The 21,125-nt window shown below is 55.6% G+C and carries 17 protein-coding genes and 3 pseudogenes; 15 read left to right on the top strand and 5 right to left on the bottom strand.

Going from position 1 to position 21,125, the window contains the following annotated elements:
• Positions 1–58 precede the first annotated feature (58 nt).
• Complete coding sequence (locus GVK95_RS19880) at positions 59–352, top strand: hypothetical protein (protein ID WP_200844340.1); 294 nt, start codon at positions 59–61, stop codon at positions 350–352.
• Positions 353–450: 98 nt separating this feature from the next.
• Here GVK95_RS19880 and GVK95_RS19875 read toward each other — a convergent pair whose 3' ends face one another.
• On the bottom strand, positions 451–678 hold the full coding sequence (locus tag GVK95_RS19875) for a hypothetical protein (protein ID WP_159952419.1): 228 nt from the start codon (positions 676–678) through the stop codon (positions 451–453).
• Between the two features lie 93 nt (positions 679–771).
• Here GVK95_RS19875 and GVK95_RS19870 point away from each other — a divergent pair, with 93 nt between their 5' ends.
• Both GVK95_RS19870 and GVK95_RS19865 read left to right on the top strand, forming a co-directional pair.
• The gene (locus GVK95_RS19870) at positions 772–1,491 is read left to right on the top strand and encodes a Crp/Fnr family transcriptional regulator (RefSeq protein ID WP_159952418.1); all 720 of its coding nucleotides are present in this window, start codon (positions 772–774) and stop codon (positions 1,489–1,491) included.
• Between the two features lie 102 nt (positions 1,492–1,593).
• Positions 1,594–1,818 (top strand): annotated as a pseudogene (locus tag GVK95_RS19865) (DDE-type integrase/transposase/recombinase); the annotation flags it as partial.
• Positions 1,819–2,029: 211 nt separating this feature from the next.
• On the opposite strand, the gene GVK95_RS19860 reads toward GVK95_RS19865, so the two are convergent.
• Positions 2,030–2,311 (bottom strand): hypothetical protein, encoded by a 282-nt coding sequence (locus tag GVK95_RS19860; protein ID WP_159952417.1) that lies wholly within the window; start codon positions 2,309–2,311, stop codon positions 2,030–2,032.
• Positions 2,312–2,498: 187 nt separating this feature from the next.
• On the opposite strand from GVK95_RS19860, the pseudogene GVK95_RS19855 reads away from it, so the two are divergent.
• The 8 genes and pseudogenes from GVK95_RS19855 to GVK95_RS19815 all read left to right on the top strand — a co-directional run bounded on the left by GVK95_RS19855 (position 2,499) and on the right by GVK95_RS19815 (position 12,975).
• A pseudogene (locus GVK95_RS19855) lies at positions 2,499–2,998 on the top strand (DUF892 family protein).
• Positions 2,999–3,165: 167 nt separating this feature from the next.
• Complete coding sequence (gene catE, locus GVK95_RS19850) at positions 3,166–5,277, top strand: catalase C (protein WP_159952457.1); 2,112 nt, start codon at positions 3,166–3,168, stop codon at positions 5,275–5,277.
• 585 nt (positions 5,278–5,862) lie between these two features.
• Positions 5,863–7,491: an HWE histidine kinase domain-containing protein gene (locus GVK95_RS19845; protein WP_159952416.1), complete on the top strand. Its 1,629-nt coding sequence runs from the start codon at positions 5,863–5,865 to the stop codon at positions 7,489–7,491.
• Positions 7,492–8,404: 913 nt separating this feature from the next.
• Complete coding sequence (locus GVK95_RS19835) at positions 8,405–9,295, top strand: hypothetical protein (RefSeq protein WP_159952414.1); 891 nt, start codon at positions 8,405–8,407, stop codon at positions 9,293–9,295.
• 19 nt (positions 9,296–9,314) lie between these two features.
• The gene (locus GVK95_RS19830) at positions 9,315–10,136 is read left to right on the top strand and encodes a hypothetical protein (RefSeq protein WP_159952413.1); all 822 of its coding nucleotides are present in this window, start codon (positions 9,315–9,317) and stop codon (positions 10,134–10,136) included.
• 9 nt (positions 10,137–10,145) lie between these two features.
• Entirely contained in the window at positions 10,146–12,200 is a 2,055-nt protein-coding gene (locus GVK95_RS19825; RefSeq protein ID WP_159952412.1) for a hypothetical protein, read from the top strand.
• Between the two features lie 40 nt (positions 12,201–12,240).
• Positions 12,241–12,489, top strand: a pseudogene (locus GVK95_RS19820) (zinc-binding dehydrogenase); the annotation flags it as partial.
• 264 nt (positions 12,490–12,753) lie between these two features.
• Positions 12,754–12,975, top strand: a complete 222-nt coding sequence (locus tag GVK95_RS19815; RefSeq protein WP_159952411.1) for an HU family DNA-binding protein — start codon at positions 12,754–12,756, stop codon at positions 12,973–12,975.
• A 723-nt stretch (positions 12,976–13,698) separates the two neighbouring features.
• Here the strand turns inward: GVK95_RS19815 and GVK95_RS19810 are convergent.
• Together GVK95_RS19810 and GVK95_RS19805 are read right to left on the bottom strand one after the other, a co-directional pair.
• Positions 13,699–14,421 (bottom strand): SOS response-associated peptidase, encoded by a 723-nt coding sequence (locus tag GVK95_RS19810; RefSeq protein ID WP_159952410.1) that lies wholly within the window; start codon positions 14,419–14,421, stop codon positions 13,699–13,701.
• Positions 14,422–14,543: 122 nt separating this feature from the next.
• Complete coding sequence (locus tag GVK95_RS19805) at positions 14,544–14,774, bottom strand: hypothetical protein (protein WP_244618830.1); 231 nt, start codon at positions 14,772–14,774, stop codon at positions 14,544–14,546.
• A 165-nt stretch (positions 14,775–14,939) separates the two neighbouring features.
• Here GVK95_RS19805 and GVK95_RS19800 point away from each other — a divergent pair, with 165 nt between their 5' ends.
• From GVK95_RS19800 to GVK95_RS19785, 4 genes are all read left to right on the top strand, one after another.
• Positions 14,940–15,191: a hypothetical protein gene (locus tag GVK95_RS19800; protein ID WP_159952409.1), complete on the top strand. Its 252-nt coding sequence runs from the start codon at positions 14,940–14,942 to the stop codon at positions 15,189–15,191.
• Positions 15,192–15,426: 235 nt separating this feature from the next.
• Positions 15,427–15,597 carry a hypothetical protein gene (locus tag GVK95_RS19795; RefSeq protein WP_159952408.1) on the top strand — a complete coding sequence of 57 codons (171 nt, stop codon included), beginning with the start codon at positions 15,427–15,429 and terminating at the stop codon, positions 15,595–15,597.
• 954 nt (positions 15,598–16,551) lie between these two features.
• On the top strand, positions 16,552–17,460 hold the full coding sequence (locus tag GVK95_RS19790) for a Ku protein (protein ID WP_159952407.1): 909 nt from the start codon (positions 16,552–16,554) through the stop codon (positions 17,458–17,460).
• A 14-nt stretch (positions 17,461–17,474) separates the two neighbouring features.
• Entirely contained in the window at positions 17,475–18,281 is an 807-nt protein-coding gene (locus GVK95_RS19785) for a Ku protein (RefSeq protein ID WP_159952406.1), read from the top strand.
• 76 nt (positions 18,282–18,357) lie between these two features.
• On the opposite strand, the gene ligD is transcribed toward GVK95_RS19785, so the two are convergent.
• Positions 18,358–21,024, bottom strand: coding sequence for a DNA ligase D (gene ligD, locus GVK95_RS19780; protein ID WP_159952405.1), 2,667 nt, complete (start codon positions 21,022–21,024; stop codon positions 18,358–18,360).
• Between the last annotated feature and the right edge of the window lie 101 nt (positions 21,025–21,125).

Raw genomic sequence — 21,125 nt, 5'->3', positions numbered from 1 at the left:
TAGTAGTCTTGTGATGTCGAGCACTCGGGGTGGAGGGCTGCCTTGGCCACCGTGTGCATTGGAAGACAAAATTCCGTTCATCGATGACACCCCCCAGGGTGACTTCTCTGACACTCGACGCGACTGCTGGCTTATCCAGATTTTGCTGCCCCAACGAGATGATGCTGGGACGCCGTTCGAGGCCAATGTCTATGAACAAGATCGCCACCGCCCGACGCAGAAGTTTGGAGGAATGACCTTATATCGACATGCTCCGGCCAAGGGGACATGGCAGGCAAGCTCCGACACCGAACACTATGAGATTGTCCTCGCCGAAACTGTGGCAGCGGATCTGGATGAACACTGGTGGTAGGCCATGGCGATTTGGCGAAAAAAGTTCGCCATTCCTGAGCAGGCGACTCTAAACTGTAATCCTCCAATGCGACGGTGGCGGCTCGGATGAGTGAGTTATCAATCAACTCGGAATGATAGCGAACCCGTCAGCAAGGTAGCGTTTTTTTGGTCCCGAACCGTAATCTTTGCGTCAAACGGATGCACGCCATCCATTTCATCACCTGCGATGTCCAACAAGATGAGCGCCACTTCCTTATGCACTGAGGCGCGATCGAACAGATCGCGCCCCTCGATGTCTTTGAAGAAGCCGTCTCCATTCAGCAAGTCGAAGAAGTATTTGGCCATGTCCTATTCCTGTTTACAGCGGAATGATCGACGAATTAGTTTGTTCCCCTTCGGGCAAATTGATCCGATCAAACCCTCGGCACGGAGTCCAGCATGATCGAACTGCTAATCCTCAACCTCAGCGCGAGGGACACGTTGGATGCTGGCGAAATCGGGGAATTGGAACGTGTCATAAAACATGAGAGATTGGTCCCCACTGGCGTGGACATGGTGCGTGAAGGTTCACGCCCAAAAGAAAGCACTCTCCTGTTGGAAGGCATAGCGGGTCGCTACCGGGTGCTGGAAGACGGGAAACGGCAAATCACCGCCTTGCATGTGCCAGGAGATTTCCTGGATCTCCACGCCTTCATGCTCAAAACCATGGATCATGGCGTGATCGCCTTGTCTCCCTGCAAAGTTGCTGCCGCTGAACACAAGGATCTCAAGCAAGTTACTGAGACCTGCCCGCACCTCACTCGAATGTTGTGGCTTTCAACAGTGATCGACGGCGCGATCCACCGGGAATGGATCGTTGCAATGGGTCGGCGGAGCAAGAAGGGGCATTTGGCACATCTGATCTGCGAACTCTTTACCCGCCTATCCGTCGTTGGAAGGGTGAGCGACAATAGTTTTCATCTGCCGCTGTCCCAAGCAGAAGTCGCGGATACTCTCGGATTATCTCTTGTTCACCTTAACAAGACGCTGCAAAAATTAAGAGGCGATGATGTCATCAGATGGGTAGATCGCATTCTTACCGTACTGGATTGGAATGAGCTTAAAAGAATAGCTGAGTTTGACGACAGCTATCTCAATTTGATCCATGAGCCGAGATGAAACCAACCGGCAAAATACCAGCCCTAATTTTCCTCCAGTTCCCAGGCGTCGGAAATTTTTCGCGCGCCGGATGCGTTCTGCGGGCGTTGACAAAGCTACTCCGACAAAGCCTGGGTTAGCGACATCACCTACATCCGTACCAGTGAAGGCTTTGCCAATCTGGAAGTCCTCATCGATCTCTATTCCCGCCGCGGCAGTGGCTGGTCGGTGCGGAGCCGTCAAACAGCCGATGTCATAATGCAACTATTGCTACGGGCTGTCTGGCGGCGAAAGCCAAAGGAAAAGGTTTTGGCGCATTCAGAACAGGGATCGCGATTCACGAGCATGGGCTGAGCGCTTTCCAAGTGGATAGGAAAGAATAGTCGAGGTGCTCCTCAAACGCGGCGTCTCGAGGCGAGCAATGGCGTTGCGGAAACCAGACTGTCCATTCTCCGTTCAAATATCCGCAAAAACTCGCCTCAGCCAGGAACTCGGCCAAAAGAGTGCGATGCATCTGTGCCAGGACCCGCGGCGCAGCGACGGCTTCGAGGACGCCAAGTCAAACGCGCCCCACGATCCGCCCAAGTGCTATGGATATGGTTATGGTTGCGACGATACGGAGCCAGCCACTTCCCCGCTTTGTCGTCTCAGGTTCCTGCCTGGGCACGTCTTCCAGTTGCCTGCGCAGCCCCTCGATCTGTGCGCGCAACTCTTTTACGGCACCGACCATGGCGGTCTCCTCCTGCCTTGAATCTACGGCCCTATCCGCGTCATCGACCTCCTCGAGGTATTCGCGCATCTGGGCAGGGCTGTCGAAGCCTCTCAATCTGATATTGGTCATTACACCTTTCCCTCGTTCCGAGCCGCAGGAGCGGAATGCTCCATGCATGCCGCTCACGCATAAACCGGGGATTGGACAGGATGTTCCACTCGCGATTCGGCCGACGCGATGTGGCGGCCAGGCGCCAGGAACATTTTCGTGACCGCGGAGTTGGAGCCGCATGAACAGCTTCCCGCCGAAGGAGGAGATTATGGTCGAGAAGAAGTTGGACGACCCTTTCCTTGATACGCCCGAGGATTTCTACTTTGCCGAAAAGCAGATCCCGAAGGCATTGACGACAATGGCACGTGTCGCCCAGCCAGAAGAAGGTAAGGCCGGTTTCCTGCATCGCCAAGAAACACAGGGCCAGATCGAGCGCCTTGAGCAGGTCTTTGAACTCCTGGGCAAAGCTGCGCGCGACAAGTCCTGCGAAGCCATTCAATGGATCATTGCCGAAGGCGAAGAGATCATGGAGGCATACAAGGGCACGGTCGCTCCAGACGCGGGCCTGATTTCGTCAGCCCAGGCGGTTGAGCACTATGAAATCTCCCGATACGGCACGCAGATTGCCTGGGCCGAGCAGCTCGGCCTAAAGGACGCAGTTCCCTTTCTTCAGGCGAACCCCGCTGACGAAGAAGCGACCGATCAGAAGCTGACGCAATACTCGCCAAGGCCTCCGCAAATCCCGAGGGCAAAAAAGCTGCCTGATCATTCCGCCGTCATTTGAGATGCCGCCCCAATCGGGTGGCCATTCCTCTATGTGCCGCAACCATCACGAGGAGAGACCGATGGTCAAGAAATCCGCTCCGTCGAAAGAAGCAGCAAAGTCGCCCAAGACTTCGACGTCTGGTAAAGCAGCGATCCCAAAACAATCGATGGGTAACACCGTAACGATCCATGACCAGCAACTCCATCGCGGAGAGGGCGGCGAGCTTCATCAGTTTGCAGAGGGCGGACATGATGTCTTGACGACAGCACAAGGCGGGCCAGTGGCAGACGACCAGAATACCCTGCGTATCGGCGCCCGCGGCCCGGCCCTTATCGACGATTTCCACTTCCGGGAAAAGATCTTTCACTTTGACCACGAGCGTATTCCCGAAAGGGTGGTACACGCACGAGGCTATGGCGCTCATGGTTTCTTCGAAACCTATGAATCCTTGGCCGCCTATACACGTGCAGACCTTTTTCAACGGTCGGGCGAAAGGACGCCCGCATTCGTGCGGTTCTCGACGGTCGCCGGCAATAAGGGTTCGGCCGACCTGGCACGCGACGTCCGAGGTTTTGCCGTCAAGCTCTACACCCAGGAAGGGAATTGGGATCTGGTTGGTAACAACATTCCGGTCTTCTTCATTCAAGATCCCATCAAATTTCCCGATGTTGTTCACGCCGCCAAGCAGGAGCCGGACCGGGCCTTCCCGCAAGCGCAGACTGCCCATGACAATTTTTGGGACTTCATCTCGCTGACGCCAGAGAGCATGCACATGGTCATGTGGATCATGTCGGACCGCACCATTCCCCGCTCCTTCCGCTTCATGGAAGGTTTCGGGGTGCACACCTTCCGGTTCGTCAATGCCAAGGACGAGTCCACCTTCGTCAAGTTCCATTGGAAACCGAAGCTGGGGCTACAATCGGTCGCTTGGAATGAGGCGGTCAAGATCAATGGCGCCGATCCCGACTTCCACCGCCGTGACCTCTGGCAGTCGATACAGTCCGGCAATTTTCCGGAATGGGAACTTTGCGTCCAGCTTTTCGACCAAGAATTAGCAGATAGCTTCGATTTCGACATCCTGGACCCGACAAAGATCATTCCAGAGGAAATCCTGCCGGTTCAACCGATCGGCCGTTTGGTGTTGGATCGGATGCCCGACAATTTCTTCGCCGAAACCGAGCAGGTTGCGTTCATGACCCAGAATGTGCCGCCGGGCATCGACTTCAGCAATGACCCGCTGTTGCAGGGTCGCAATTTCTCCTATCTCGACACACAGTTGAAGCGACTGGGCGGGCCGAACTTCACACACCTTCCAATCAACGCGCCGAAGTGTCCGTTCCACAATTTCCAGCAGGACGGCCACATGGCGATGCGCAACCCGGTGGGTCGTACCAATTATCAGCCGAACTCGCGCAACGAAGGACCCCGGGAGTCTCCGGTCAAAGGCTACCGACATTTCCCCTCCGAAGAACAAGGGTCGAAGGTTCGCCTTCGGCCTGAGAGCTTCGCCGATCACTATAGCCAGGCACGTCAGTTTTACATCAGCCAGACGCCGCCCGAGCAGCGCCACATCGCCATGGCGCTGACATTCGAACTCAGCAAGGTCGAAGCGCCTGTCATTCGGGAACGAATGGTATCGCATCTGATGAACATCGACGGGACGTTGGCAACGACGGTTGCGCAAAAGCTGGGATTCCAGTCAATGCCGAAGCCGGCTGATGCAGCCATGCCGACCCGTCAGGACCTTGAACCTTCCCCGGCGCTTAGCATCGTCGAACGCGGCCCCAAGCGTTTCGAAGGTCGCAAGCTTGGCATTCTGATCACTGATGGAGTCGATGCCAAGTTACTCAAGGGGCTGACCACTGCGATCACCAAAGAGAAAGCGGTGGTCGAGTTGATCGCCCCTAAAGTCGGCGGCGTGACGGCATCAGATGGCTCGTGGATCAAGGCGCATCACATGATCGACGGCGGGCCATCGGTTCTCTTCGATGCGGTGGCCATCCTCACATCACCTGCGGCGATCGACGATCTGGTGAAAGAGTCGACGGGCCGGGACTTTGTTGCCGACGCTTTCCAGCACTGCAAATTCATCGGTTTTGATCAGTCTGCCCTGCCATTGCTCGAGAAAGCCGGGATTGCTGCTGATCTTGACGAAGGTGTTATTGCCTTGCCCGGAGAGGGCGGTCTCTCTACTTTCGTGTCGGAACTTGGCAAGCTCAGGGTTTGGGCGCGCGAGCCATCGGTGAAGCTGGGAAAAGCTTCAGCACCGATCAACTAGTCTTCACTTAGGGCGTGGTTCTCCGCGCCCTTCTCATCCAGCAGTCGAGGCAGCTCGTTTAGGCGTCCGTCGTGCGGATAAGGGTCGTCGGCCTCTTAAACTATAAATGAGGTGCTTGCCAGCAGTGATCGGAAAGAACTTGCTTGTTTCGGCGTCTGATTGGATAAGCGCGGCGCCGCCGCTGTGAATATCCAATCAGATTGACATGAACGACAAACGCTCACATGACCTGCGTCATAATTGCCAGTGCAAGCAGGCCTCATCCTGGCGCCGGAGGCCGTACAGCACGTGGGGTACGGTCAACCCAGCTATCGCAACGCCGGAGATCGGCGTATTAGCCCACATTCCGTCCCGATCGATTGTGTCCGCCACAGCCCGAGATTGCCGCGCTGCGTCAACCGCACCACCCGGACAAGTTCTGACACAGCGCGGTTCAAGACGCGGTCGTGACCATCTGCAAGGCGGTCACGATATGTTTGATTCTCAGTGTCGGAAGACTTGCGCACGCCACCTAATCTAGCAATCTTGAAGAGCTACTGATAGATCGATACCGTGCGAGACCTATGTACTTTGGGGGGCCGGCCCGTGAAAAAGCGACTATTTGCCGTGGTTTTGACCGCTCTGACACCCACTATTGGTATGCTTGCCTACAACGAGATTGCAGCTCGTTCCGAACGAAGCGTCGAGGTCCATCGCCATGCCGCCCAGATGGCGCGGCAGGGTGCATCGGACGTCGGTAGCGTCATCGACGGGATCAAGGGAATCCTCATCGCAACCTCTGCAATTCCTGCGGTAGCCGAACGAGATCCAGCCTCCTGCAACGTCGTGCTCAGGTCTGTCGCAAGTAAGCTTGCACCCATTCGCAATATCCTCGTGTTGGACAGAGACGGAAAGCTCGTCTGTGACAGCATGGGATGGGAGGCAGGGACGAATTTTGCTGATCGAGACTACGTTCAGAGGGCACTGAATACAGACGGCCTGGTGATTGGCAACTACACGATCGCACGGGTCTCAGATGCACCCATTCTACCGGTGGCGATTGCCCTTAAGCAGGGAGCAGAAACGGTCGGCGTGCTGGCAACGGGCGTCAGGCTTGAATGGTTGCAAGATCAGATACAGGCACGTGGTGTGGCACCGGGTGGTGCAATGACAATTGCCGACGGGAAAGGCGTCATTCTGGCACGCGACCCGGAACCCGACAAGTTTGTCGGCACGACTATACCCAATGATTATAGGCATCTGATCACGGCTCAGGCGCCGGGAACGACGGAAGTGCTCAGTCAAGATGGCACCAGACGGATTATGGGTTATATTCCAGTGTCCGCCAGGAATCCGCTGTATGTCAGCGCGGGGCTTTCGCAGGATGTCGCTTTTGCGCCCATCAATCGCGCCACACTCACCGGACTTGTAATGACGGTGATTGGGACTGCCATGGCACTCGGTGCCGCTGTGTTTGTGGGCAACCAGTTCATTCTGGGTCCCATCAATCATATTGTCCAGGTGCTTGAGCGCTGGCGAGACGGCGACAGTACTGCTCGAACCCTGATGATGGGGCGGCACGGCGAGTTGGGACAAGTGGGCGCGTCGGTCGACAGGCTGCTCGATGAACTCGAGGTACGACGGTGCGAAAGCGCCCGCGCGGAGGAAAAGCGCAGGCTGTTGGCGAAAGAGCTTACCCACCGGGTGAAAAACACACTCGCTATCGTTCAAGCCATTGCCCGACAGACTTATCGAAACCTTGCGGAGCAAAACGCTGTTTTCGCAAACCGAGTTGGTGCACTTGGTGCAACCTACGATATACTCATGACGGATGACCGCAGCGCGGCGGAGATTGCGAAAGTGGTAGAGCGAGCCCTACTGCCAGTATGCGGCGGCGTGGAAAGAGGAATTTCCATTTCGGGACCTAAATGTCTTCTTGAACCTGAGGCTGTCGGTGCACTTTCCATGGTTGTCCACGAGCTGGCGACAAATGCCCTAAAGTACGGCGCTCTCAACCATCCGAACGGACGCGTCCGAATCGAGTGGGAAGAGCGAGACGGACGGATCGATTTCTTCTGGCAAGAGTTAGACGGGCCAGCTGTCGTTCCGCCCAGTGGCAAAGGTTTTGGATCAACGCTGATCTCCAGCGCCTTCCCAATGACCATGGAGCCTGAGACAAAAAGCGATTTTGCACCCGACGGCTTGAAGTTCCGGCTCTCTTTCCGCGCAAAGTGACGTCGCGGGCAAAAAACGATGCAACCCGTTTGATTAAGTTCTGATTAAGTCAGGTGGGGCCACATGTGATATTCGACGTGTGCTCCTGTTGAGCGTGCACTCTACCGAATTCTTCATGAGCTTATGACGCGTTTGCGCGAGGTGCGCCTGATCGGCGCACCCTGCGCGTTCGCCATTACTTAAACGATTTCCGTGGCTCGGCGCGAGGTGCCGGGCCTTAGAAATGAGCAGTGAGGAGGTTTTCCGGCGGAGACCTACATTACTGAGTAAGAGGTGTTTTCCTCGCACATTGACCAAGCTCGATTGGCCATTCCGAAAAATGCCGCTCCGACATTGATGGCAAGAATGCGCCTTCATAGGAGACATCCGCCTCGTCCAGGGTGGAGCCGGGTTTGGGGCCCGGAGCAGTCCGGCGGCTACGAGCTCGAGCATCCTGTAAGCCGACACAGGCCCAAAGGATTTGATCGAATCGCCCATAGCAACAATAAATCGTCGTCCCGTCCATTTTGCGCAAGGCCTCAGAGCATATATGAGGCGGCCTTTGCGGACCTAGCGATCCCGAACCGTAGCGGCGTTTGGAACCGACTTTAGTGGAATTAGGAGCCTACCACGTGCCAGTGGCTATTGTGTATCATGAGGCCAAGGCATGAGAATGATCTGCATCGCTAATTCGTCGATATTTGCGTTCGTTTGTGGTTCGGGCCTTAATACCTTTCTCAGTGTGCCATTTGTTTAAGGCTTGTTCGAACAATCTCTTGATCGCGCCGACGAGCATGTCATAATCCACGAACTCTTTCGGTCACTCAGATTAGATCATCGACTTCAGGTTGCCTGACGGTCACCGTATGCGAAACTGCGTCCAGTTATTTCCTTCAATATTGAGGATAACCACCGTGAAAATTCCAAGATGAGGATGCACCTGATCCTGACAGCTATTGGTGTATTTTTCATACTCAACGGTCATTTACGGGCCGCTGACCTGGAAATCCTTTCTACCAATACATTGCATCTAGGAAACAACAGCAGCAAAATACATAATTACGCGCAGAACAAGTACGATTACTTTTTAAAGGAGATCGCCACCACGATCAAGCCGGACGTTGCATTATTTCAAGAGGTTATGCCGTCCGTAACCGTCAACAGCGTAACTCCGCTTAACTATGCTGCCTTTCTATCAAATCACTTCAAAGGCTTTAACGCCAAAAATAGTCGCGCCTATGTAGAAGCTTATCTGTTTGTTGTGGAAGATCCCAACAGCGTAATCTGCCACGTAACGTTGCAAAACTTCGGCCCTGGCCTCTCCACTATCCCAAAGGTTATGCGCCCACCTGATCTCTTGCTGGTAAATAAAGGGAGCTATCAATTGTGGATTGCGAACTTTCACGCAATCTGGGGTAACCGCGTCGGGGAGCGGATATCCGAGCTGAACACTGTGCTAGATTACATCACGAACGATTTGATCACCAAGTCGCCGATTTCGATTGACAACAGTTGTAAAGGAATTGCGGCACCAGTTACTAGTGTAGTCTTGGCTGGCGATTTCAACCTAAGCCTTAAACAGATAGAGGATCAAACTAAAAACCGTCCAGGTTGGAAAGCCTTGCAAGATGAATATAGCACGCTGAATCCAAAAGGAATTCTCAGTAGTAGCTACGATCATTTCCTGATTTTTAATATAGATCCTAAAAGAACTGACGTAGAGGTTGTGCTTTCGTGCGACATAATTAATACTTCATCTCCGAAATGCTCAAGTTACAGAAATAATACTTCCGATCACATCGGGGTAATGTTGAGATTAAAGTAGATAATTTTGGACAACGAATATGAAGATCTGTGCCGTGTTATTCTTGTTTGCTCTTGGTTACGCCGGGTCCTGCGTTTCTGCTGCGGCAGAAGATGAGCCCGATTGGATAAAAAGAGTTAATTCAACTTTCTGTCCAACTTCGCAACGGGAGCAAGAGTGGACCACTTACGGAGACTCCATATACGTAGGCGCATTTCTCGACGAAGGCTCCGCGAGAACCGCGGTGAGCATTCGAGAAGTGAAACAACTCGTGCTGAGCGCGCATCGAGATCGGGAGCAAGCGTCGATCAGCTTGTACATTAGTCTGGACAATTTCTGGGACGAAAAATCCAATGCTTCGCTTCTGATCTATGCCGTGGTATCGCCCTTTATTGTACTTCAAAGAAGTTTGCTTGCCGGAGAGGTTTTGAGTAATATACCTTTAATTCAACTTAATTTACATGCGATCCCGAAGATAAAGTATTTTCAGGTGGAAAGGGAAGACAAAAAAAATCTACGAAACGTTGCTGATGCTTATATAGCTTCGCCGTTGATTGGCATGGACCCATATCAGAAAGCATTAATTCCGAGCGCAAGCGCCAACTTGAAGTCGCTTATTATAAATTGCATCAATATGGATCGAGTTGACATCTACATAGAGGACACTGGCGACGGCTATTACTTTGATGGAACCGTTGATCTGGCTACATGTGTATTGACAATATTGGTTCTGAATAAAGGCGGCGGATCGAGTTACTGCGGCGGTCGTGGCGCTAAGCGCAGCTGTCCAGAGGACGGCTGGGTTCCAGTCCAAGACGACTCTGAAGAAGAGGTATGCGCCAAACTAACCAGATACGAATGAGGATCCGCCATGACTCGTGGTTTTTGTCTTCTGATGACTTTATTTGCCTTTCCAAGCCTTGCAATATCCCAAGATCAGGATGAGTTCGACTTCATTTTCAGTTCCGATACCGTGGTTTTCGGAAACGATGGCGACGAACATGATGAACCGCCGTCGATAGTTGTAACTGCGTCGAAGAACAACGCGGCGGGATTGGTGGGGGTAAACACCTCCACTCCGCGGACACAACTGGACGTTGATGGGGACATAACCGGCAATTCGATCATCCTGAAAGGCTCGCTACCACGTGGTGGAGATATACATGACGGTGGGGGCATCGCTTATGATCCCAGTACAAAACGACTTAAGCTCAGCGTCAAGAACCTAAACGAGCTAAATCATTTCGAGTTCGGCGTGGACGGCACCTTTTATTCGTCCGGCCGTGCCGAGGTGACAGGTCTCACCCTTACTGGCCAAATGACCAAAAATTGTTCCGGAGATACGGGGCTTCTTGCGACCGATGCCAACGGCCGTCTCTTTTGCAGTTCCACACTGCTTGGAAAAGTGGCGGATGCCGGGGGGAAAGCTGCTGCGGACGCGGCGACGAAGGCAGCAAACGAAGCCGCGCAGAATGTGAAAGATGCGATAGCGGCGCAGGTCAACGCGGAAATCGCAGCGATTGCGGGCGGCACAGCGGGTGCGCTTTCAGGTCTATTTACTTCCATGCTCACTGGCCTCGTGACGAAAGAAACGCCGGCGATTACGCTAACACCATTCCTTGGTACGAAAGGTAGCTGCCAGTCGGGTGGTGTTGAAGTCAAAATCACAAAAAGTGGGACTAGCGACGTAAGCGAGACAGTTTGTAACGGCGCGGCCGGACCTACAGGGGTGGCGGGGGAACGTGGCGACCGCGGTCAGAAAGGCGACAGCGGCCAGCAGGGACTTGCTGGTGCGCGAGGCGCTTCATTCCTAACTGGAAGCGGCGTACCTGCTCAGGAAGTGCAGCCGAGGGGAGATGTCTATTTCGACAACACCAGCGGGCGTGTATATCGCAGAAGTGGTGTCGGCGAGGGGGTTTGGACCGAGGACGCCGATCTCCTCGCAGATGTGACGGCCCGACTCTCCGCCCTTGAGCAGCGCATGGATGCTGCGTATCAGCGCGCTGTTGTAGAGATCAAATTGAGGAGGGTTGGCACGCTCCCGCTGGATGCAGTGTTACCGTCAATCACAAGCCTGGCGGTCGGCGCAGATGGCCGCATTTACCTCAATAACAAGCGGACCGGTAAGTTGGGACTGTTCGATGCGCAGGGAACGGCTTTGCAAACCTGGGGAGGCGATGGCGACGTCAACGGACCGATCCACTATGTGTCTTCCCGTTTCGGCCACGGCGTCTACGTTATCACAGACAAGGGGGTGTCGCGGATCGATCCCGGCGGCCGTCTGACGCCTGTCATTCGCAGTGATAGTGAAATCCTCACTGCACTTGCTGTTGGACCCTACGGAGAAATTTATACCAGCTCCAATGCAAACATCAGAAAGTATGACTCAAGCGGTGAATATGTTGATGGATGGAGCCTAGATGCAATCGGAGGGCAAGACCATCACTTTGACCGCATCGCGGTCTCACCCGACGGTGACCTCTTTGTCTTGGACGTTAAACAACAGCAAATCTTAAAGATCAGATCCACCGGTATCGTTGCGTCCTTTGGACCTAAGGTTGGCGACGGCAAAGCGCCTAACTGGATTCCGATAGACCCCCACCTCTGGGATATCGCAGTCGATGCAGATGGGATACTGTACGCGACCGACATTCAGAACCACGTGATTCAGATCTTTGACCGCTTTGGTACCTTTGTCGGTTTCTTCGGCGAGAAAACCACCGACGTTGTGGCGGTTGGCGAACGGGATACCATCTACGCGGCAAGCGATAATGGATATAATGTTACAAAGCTTGAATCAACGTCGTCTTACTCCGGCTTGTTCGACCCGGAGATCGCCGACATCCGGGCCGAACTTTCGGCACTGCAGCGGAGCGTGGCCGATATTCAGGGCCTGAAGCCCACACCAGGTGTGCTTCCGCAATAGCATAGGCAGGCAATTCTGGTGCAGGCTCCAGAACTTCTTGCTGCGCCTCGTCATGCGGATGCTGAGCCGCAGCATTCTGAAAAAGGCAAAGAGCCGCGGCGTCGACTATTCCTTCCTCTTCATGCGCGCGGAAGGCCAGCAACTGGGTGAGATCGCCAAGCTGATCGACGCCGGCGCCATCCGTCCGGTCGTCGACAAGGTTTTTCCCTTTGCGCAGACACCAGAAGCCTTGGCTTATGTCGAAACCGGACGCGCCAAGGGGAAGGTTGTCGTTGCCGTTTCGCAATGACCGTCTCGCCAGCAGTAGTTCAATTCCATTAAAGCATGATGTCACGCTTCCGTGACTCTTGCGAGAGGAGCGGACATTCTCCTTCCGGCCCCAATGCTGCCGCGCGCTGCGGTATTGATTTCCTGCCGGTCTGGCGGGCGAGGTTCGTCGTCGACTCACCAAGCTCAACTCGACTTGAAGCTCAGTCGTTCGAGGAATTTAGGTGCGGCCTCGACACCGCGGTCGCCCGACAGGGCGATTCCCATCTCCGCTGCGCGTGCCTGCATGGTGACCGCGTCCATCGTCGAAGCTGTGTTCCATGCCATCGCGGATGCGGCGAGCTCCGACGCAGAAACCTCAATCCCAGGATTCGGGAAGTTCAAGGCTAAGGCCTCGCTGGAGCGCGAAGGCCGCAATCCTGCGACCGGCGAGAAAATGACTGTTGCAGCTTCCAGGAAGCGAGCCTTTACGCCGGCCAAGGCGCTCAACGATGTATTGAACAGATAGTTCAGGTGCGGTTCCACCACGACGGCCGGGCCCATCGTCGCTTCCCGCCACGCTTCCAGCGCGGCTGATGACAAGCGGTGCCCCATTGCCCCGTTCAATCGGGGCGCCGCCACGGACGCCGGAACAAAATTAATGGGCACATTACCTCGCACACTTGTTAAGTGGGAGATCGTGTCCGGATATTTATGTGGCCATTACATCTCGTTCTTTTAGGTGTCATGCCGAGTTTGACGTGTGAGGCATGCGGTCGTTTTTCCCAAAGCAAAAAAAGACCCCCAAAAGCGGGGGTCAGCATGCGTTGGGAGTTATGAGGGGAACATAACGCCCCTGAACGCGCATTCCTCGGCGTTGGTTCCATTGTTTGGTCAAAAACCTCATACAGATTGAGGCCCGCAGTCCGACAGATGCCTTCCGAAGGAAAACGTCCCACCAGGTAGAAATTGTTTCCCCTCGGCCATCAGCGTTAGTTCGACTAATTCGTCGATGTCGGTGACGCCGGAACCCACGAACTCGAGTATGAGTTCTCGGGAATTTTCCAACTGATCTGGGGCGAGCGGACTTACACGCTCAATGTGGGAAAGGACGCGAACGGCGAGATTAGATGGGGATAACGGAAGTTGATTAATTGACATGGCCACCTCCCTCAAGTGCGCGAATCGTACAACGAAATTCGGGCGAGTTGGAGTCTAAAATTTGACCTAACGCATCTGAGCGTTGACCCGCTCACATGATGCCGTCTGGTAGGAGGACAAGCTCGTCATTGGAAAGCGGCCGCTGCAGAGCCCGCGCATCTGACCAGGGCGCCGTCATCCACATTTCGATTTCTTCCGGTTCCGTCAGTAGGACCGGCATGGCCTTTTCGTGGATCGGGCCGACGACATCGTTTGGTTCTGTGGTCAGGAAGGCGAAGAGATCGATGGTGGTCAGCCCGTCCTTGATCTTGCGCACACTCGTCCATTGCGGCACCCAGATGCCAGCGAAGAACATGAGACTCTGTAGCTCATCCCGCGCGAACCAGGCGTTCGGCGTGCGACCGTCGTCCGTCTTGCTGCCGGGGTTTGGCTCCGCGAACCTGGTGACGGGAACGACGCAACGATGCTCGACGCCGAGCCAGCGCGTCCAGTGCTTGCTGTCAGTCTTTCGTACGTTGGTCGTGCCGCGATCGGGCTCCATCTTCAGCAGCTCGGCAAAATCTGCTGGCTTTCCCTTTTCCTCAAGCTTGGCAGCGCGCTTCTTCGCGGCCTGCATCAATGCGAATTGCGACGACGGCAGGCCCCAGCGCACGGCGGCCAGCTCGCGGCGGCCCTTATTGTTCCTGACGATCGGTCCGAAATAATCGGGATGAACGTTGAGGGACGGCTCCATGTTACCAATCAGGTCGGACATCGTTCGGGCGATCGCGCGGATCGCTTCCTGGTTCGTCGTCACATTATAGAGATTGCACATGTGTCCTCCTGGTCACCAAAAGGCCGTTCTGACGGCTTCCACCAGCCGATAGACAATGACGCCGAACGTGAAGAGGGCGAAGATGCCGAGTGCAATCATCAGAATGACTTCGATGATGCGCATCAGGTTCTGCTTTCCAAGGCCGCGATAACCGCATTCAAGCGTTCATTCTCGGACTTGGCAAGCATGTGATTCTCGGACAGTTCGATGACGGCGGCGACAGACTCGGCTTCGCTCCAGCCTGCGGCCATGGCTTCGTCAACAGGCGCCTGAAACGCAAGCTCGATTGCCTCCTGGCAAGCCAGGTGGCGATCGGCCAGATCTGCGTCTGGTGTTGGCGCGTCAATTCTCATGGTGCTGATATTGCGGCGTCGATGCGAACTTCAAGTGCAGGTCATCTCGCGCCCGCTAGTGGGCGGCACCCTGCGGTGAGCAGGGTGTGACTATTACCTTAATTTTCGGAACTTGTTGCAAGTCTTGGCGGTTGGTAGCCTTCGTGCACTAGCGAGGACGCTTCCATGAATAAGACTGAGATTCCAAAATTCGTTGATGAGATCCTTGCCACCGGCACCCCGATCGTGGCTGTCGGTCACGATGTCTATGTGTTCGCGGAGGCGGATGTGCAGATTGAGGACCTCGATCGGGTCGAAAACGAGGTCCACGAGGTTTGCGAACGGTACGGCGAGCGTGATCATCTCAGGCAAGACATCGTCGCGTATCTAAGGCAGATCGGACGTTTCATTGATGATCAGCATTTGGCGCAAAATTGAAGGGCCGATAGACCTTCGACCCAATCTCCTCCAGCTTTCGGGAGCGTTTGGTTTTTTTGCTCTGAGACCAAACTTTGGAGCGCCGGAAACGGTGCTTCATTGCGCCAGCGCACCGTATAGAAGTCGCGGCGCCACAAAAACAAACCTCTTTTTTTGCGCCACTGGAACCATCTCGGTTCGGGCCGGTTCGGATAGTGCCTCGAAATGAGGTGTCCCAACTATGAGGAATATTTCAATGGGAACTGAAAAGCAGAACAATCCCGGCCAACAGAAAGACCCGCAGCAGCAGCAGCGCAGCCCACAGGCGGCGGACCAGCAGCAGCAGAAGATGCGGCGCGAGCAGGATGAACAACAATCCAAGCAGAGCCGCGACGACCAGGCGAAACAACCTCAGGATAAGCGCTGATCGGATCCGAACAAAGCCAAGGGAGACCATCCGGCCTCCCTTATCATTGCATTTTCATCCGTTCTGGGCGGTCGACCCCCTGATCGAGTTGGCGATCACGGCGCTGGGGATTGCCTACCTGCTACCTGCCACCCTTTGCGATGCGCAGCGAGTTCTCAGACGGCCATCTTGTGTGCATTCTAGAAGATTGGTGGCTGAGACCGATCAGTTTAATGTCCTCTGGGCGGCCAGCCGCCGGATCACGCCCAAGCTGAGAGCAATTCGTCGGCTTAAGAAGCGAATACCTGCCTCAATGGCGGGTCGGACAGGTATAGTCTCGCGCCTAACGACAGCTCAAAGAAAGGCCGAAAGCGCGCGGTTCCCTTAAAACCTTCGGGTGAGCTGTGCAACAGCCAACGGTACGGCGCCCACGCGGCGAGCCTCCATCTGGTAGCGACACCCGCGCGTGTTAGGCAAATCAGCAATGCTTGGGCGACGCGCAGACCGCCGCCTGTCCTTCCGGGGAAGCATCCTCGGGTTGAAATTCCTCCAATCGTCGTCGCAGTCCGTCAAACTGTCCACGCAACGCTATTGTAGCGCGCTCGACGTCCGAATCGTTCGGGCCCGCACAGTCGGCACAACATTGTCCATTCCCTCTAGGTATTCACGCATGCCCGGTGCTGTCGAACCTGCGGCGGACGCAGATGCTACTCTGGTCAATCCGTCGGCGCGGTGGCACGACGCTTTCCTTGAGATCGCCCTCCCGATGACTGCGGGCGTGCTTTGCCTGCTTCATTATGGTGAGCCCCCTTTGGATTATTTCAATGAAGCAACGCGTTCGCCGGTCAAAAGGTGCACATTGCGATGCTCGCCGAAAGTGGGCGCCGGCCAACAATAAAATGTTTCGTCGCGACTTGGAACAATCATAGGCAGATTCGATTGAAGCGTAGTGGTTGTTGAAGGGACATGGGCATCATGGTTGCTCCCAGAGCGAATTGGAAAGGTTACATCAAGTTCGGCGAGGTGTCTTGCCCGGTTGCCCTTTACACTGCCGCGTCGTCGTCTGAGCGTATTGCCTTCAATACCCTCAATCGCAAAACCGGAAACCGGGTGAAACGCGAATTCATCGATTCAGAGACCGGCGATCCTGTCGAGCGCGATGATCAGGTCAAAGGTTATGAGATCGAAAATGGCCAGTATGTCGTCCTGGAACCGGATGAGGTTGCTTCTGCTGTTCCCGAAAGCGACAAGACGCTCAGGATAGAAGCCTTCATCCCCTGCTCGCAGATCGACACTGCCTATCTCGACAAGCCCTACTACCTGGCCCCCGATAAATTGGGCACCGAAGCTTACGTGCTCCTGCGGGATGGCATGAAGAGCCAGAAGGTGGCAGCGATCGCCCGGACCGTGCTTTTTCGGCGGATGCGCACGGTTCTGATCCGGCCGCATGGCAAAGGCTTGATCGCCTCGACCCTCAATTTTGACTATGAAGTCCGCTCTCCGGTCGAAGCCTTCGAAGACATTCCGGAGCTGAAAATCGAGGGCGAGATGATAGAACTCGCTCGACATATCATCGGCACCAAGAAGGGCAGCTTCGACGCCAGCAGCTTTGACGATCGCTATGAGGCTGCCGTCGCCGAACTGGTCAAGGCCAAAATCGAAGGCCGCACACTGCCGAAAATGAAGGCGTCGCCGGCCTTCAAACCGAACGAACTGCTCCAGGCATTGCGAGAAAGTGCCGGCATGGGTGGCAAGAAATCCAAGTCGAAGCGGAGTGCTGCGAACGCCAACAGTGGCCAAACCAGGCAGAAATCGGCAAAACCGACGGCGAAAACCGAGTCCAAGTCAAAATCCGCTCCCTCATCTAGGCGCCGGGCCAGCTAGAGGGAGAGATTGCCATGGTCGTCCGCCCATTCTGGAAAGGCTATCTGAAACTGTCGCTTGTCACCTGCCCAGTGCAAATGATGCCCGCGACCTCCGAAAGCGAAAAGGTCCGTTTTCATACTTTGAACCGTGACACCCAGAACCGGGTCGTCAGCCACTACGTCGATTCCGTGACCGGAAAAGAGGTCAAGGAAGATGAGGAGGTGAAAGGCTACCAGCGCGGCGAGGATGACTACGTTATGCTTGAAGACGACGAATTGGAGACCGTAGCACTCGACAGCACCAAGACGATCGACATTTCGACATTTACACCGCGTGACAAGATCGAGTGGATCTGGCTCGACACGCCATATTATCTTTCGCCAAACGATCCCGTCGGTCAGGAAGCATTTTCGGTTATCCGCGACGCGATGGAATCCGAGAAGATGGTCGGCATCTCGCGTCTGGTGATCAGCCGCCGCGAACGTGCGGTGATGCTGGAGCCGCGCGGCAATGGTATCGTCCTTTGGACTCTGCGCTACGGCGACGAAGTCCGCGACGAAGGCGCTTATTTCGATGGCATCGGCGACCAGAAGGCCGATTCTGAAATGATGCCCCTCGTCCAGAAGTTGATCAAGAAGCAGACACAGGACTGGACACCGAAACTGGTTGCCGATCCCGTTCAGGACAAACTTCTCGACATCATCTATGCGAAGAAGAAGGCCCTGAAGAAGTCGGCGAAAAGCAAGGCAAAATCGCCCGCGCCAACGCCGCCGAGCAATGTCGTCAACATCATGGACGCCTTGAAAAAATCTGTCGCCGCAGCCAACCGAGCCAAATGAACTGGTGCGGCACGCTTCTTACATATGAATGCGCGCGACAGCGGACAAACAACACTCCGATTGTGACCGGCGCTTATCAGGCGTCCGCCTTCCTCGCCTTGTTCAATCGCTTGATCGCCTGCTCCAGCGATCGTTGCCCATCGCAATAATCCAGCCATGGTGTGTTTGCCGTCAACAGGTCCGGCGCGGTCCTGATCGTGAATCGCTTTGGATCGAGGCCCACCTTCACCTGGGTCCAGTTGAGGGGCATCGACACTGTCGCGCCCGGCCGGGCACGCGGCGACAGGGGTGAGACCGCCGTGGCCATTCTGTCATTGCGCAGATAGTCGAGAAAGATCCGGCCCTCGCGCTGTGCCTTGGCCATCTTGATCAAGTAGAGACCCGGGTTGTCGCGCGCCATGTCCTGGCAGACATCGTGGGCAAAGCGCTTGGATTCGTCCCAACCGAGCTTCTTGCCCTTGGGTGCGACGAGGGGTGTCACGACATGCAGGCCCTTGCCACCCGTCGTCTTGCAGAAACTGACCAGGCCGAGTACTTCCAGGCGATCGCGGATTTCGCGCGCCGCCTCGACAACAGTCGCGAACTCGACGTCGGGACCCGGATCAAGGTCGAAGACCAGCCGACCTGGCACCTCGGGTTGGCCGGGCTCACAGTTCCAGGGATGCAGCTCGACGCCGCCAAGCTGGGCGATGGCCGCAAGCCCCTCCACCCGATCGATCTGCAGGTAAGGCTTCTTGTCGCCGCGCACTGTAACCAGTTCAAGCAGGTTGGATGTGCCAGGCATTGCGTGACGCTGGAAGAACTGCTCGCCACCGATCCCGTCCGGCGCGCGAAGGATCGAGCACGGGCGACCCTTGATGTGATCGAGCAGCCAGGGCCCCACCGCTTCATGGTATCGGGCGAGATCGACTTTGGTGACCGGTTCCCCTTCGCCGGAGTCCGGCCAGAGCTCCTTGTCAGGGCTGGAAATCATCACGCCCATGACCTCCTGCCTGCCGATGGCTCGACGGGAGCGTTTTGGAGCCGGTTTCGCCATTTCCGGGTCAGGCACCTCGGCCTTGGCTGGTGTCGCCGGTCTTTCCGCCTCGACCTCTTTAGCCGGTTTATCCTCCCGTAGTCCCTTGAATGCCGCCTGTCGCACCTGGCCATCGGCTGTCCAACCAGCAAACTCGATCTCGGCCACCAATTCGGGTTTCAGCCAGACAATGTCTGTGGTCTTTTTGGGTGCGCCGATACCGGTGAAAGGCGACTTCGATGCCTCCATGGCCCGCAATTTAGGGAGAAGCATCTCTACGGTTTTCGTACCGTATCCCGTACCCACGCGGCCGACATAGACGAAATGGTCTCCACGATTGACCCCGACCAAGAGAGAGCGGAACTTGCCATTGTTCATGGCATAGGCGCCGATGACGATTTCGTGCCCGGCCCGACATTTGGACTTCCTCCATGTGTCAGACCGCCCGCTTTGATAGGGGGAATCAGCTTTCTTGGAGACGATACCCTCCAGGGAGAGACGGCAGGCGGATTTGAGAACGGCATCACCCCCGGTTTTGAAATGTTCGACGAACCGAAGGCGCGGGTCGTCGCCTGCATCCTGTAGAAACGTCGCCAACCGGTCCTTGCGTTCGGCTAGCTCCAGGTCGCGAAGGTCCTCAGCGCCAACGAAAAGAAGGTCGAAAGCAAAATAGACCAGGTCATCGGTTTTGCCCTCAGACAAAGCCGCTTGAAGCGCTGCAAAGTCGGGGGCACCGTTTTCGTCGAGCGCGCAGATCTCGCCATCGATGATGCAATCGGGAAGGGATGCAGCCGATTTGGCAATAGCTGGCCATCTTGACGTCCAGTCCAACCCCTTGCGTGTCTTCAAAGACACGTCACTGTCCACGACACGCATCTGGATGCGATACCCGTCGAACTTGATCTCGTGGATCCAGCCATGAGTGGCAGGCGGACGCGCCAATGTCTCGCAGAGCTGCGGCGCAACAAAATCTGGAATGATGGGTTTTGCAGGCTTTACCGCAGTCAGCTTCCTGGACGACTTGGTTCCGGCCTTGCGTTCCTCGGCCGCGAGGCCTCGGCTGCTGTCCCAGACGGCATCCTCGGTAACCGCGTTTCCGTCCAACATGAAAGGCTTTGGCTTCCTGCCTTTGCCTGCTGCAATCGCCTCCATGGATCTGCCTGACGCGACAGATGTATCATTGTCCTCGAGGACCGCCGCTCCGTTCTTCTCAACCGAGAATTCGTCTTGATGCTTGATCAACAGCCAGTTTGTCCGCTTGCCGCCATTGCGATCATGGCGCATTCGGACAAGCACGAAACTTCCCTGCAGCCGCTCGCCTTCCAGGGTGAACTTGAAGTCGCCTTTCGCTAAAGCTTCTTCAGGCGTCCTGTTGCCTTCCGGCTCCCAGTAGCCGCGATCCCACAACATCACAGTGCCTCCGCCATACTGACCCTTCGGGATCGTGCCTTCGAAATCGCCGTAGTCGAGCGGATGGTCCTCGACTTCGACGGCCAGGCGCTTGTCATGGGGATCGAGCGAAGGGCCTCTGGTGACGGCCCAGGATCTGAAAACGCCATCGAGCTCCAGGCGCAGATCGTAATGAAGCCGCGTCGCGTCGTGTTTCTGGATCACAAAACGCCGGCGGTTCGAGGGATGGATCGTGACCTTGTCGCCAACCTCACCACTCGGTTCGGCCGTCTTTTTGAAGTTCCGCTTGGAACGATAGGTCGAGAGATTGTCAGCCATTAAGCTTCACCTCCTGCAGCCAAGATGGATGGAGCCGGGAAGAACCGTCTTCTTCATTCCCAGTATTTCTTCCGCGCCCTGGAGCGCGGATCACGCTTGCA

It is taken from the genome of Rhizobium sp. 18065 (assembly GCF_902706095.1).
Classification (GTDB): domain Bacteria; phylum Pseudomonadota; class Alphaproteobacteria; order Rhizobiales; family Rhizobiaceae; genus Allorhizobium.
This window is presented reverse-complemented; position numbering and strand designations above follow the sequence as displayed.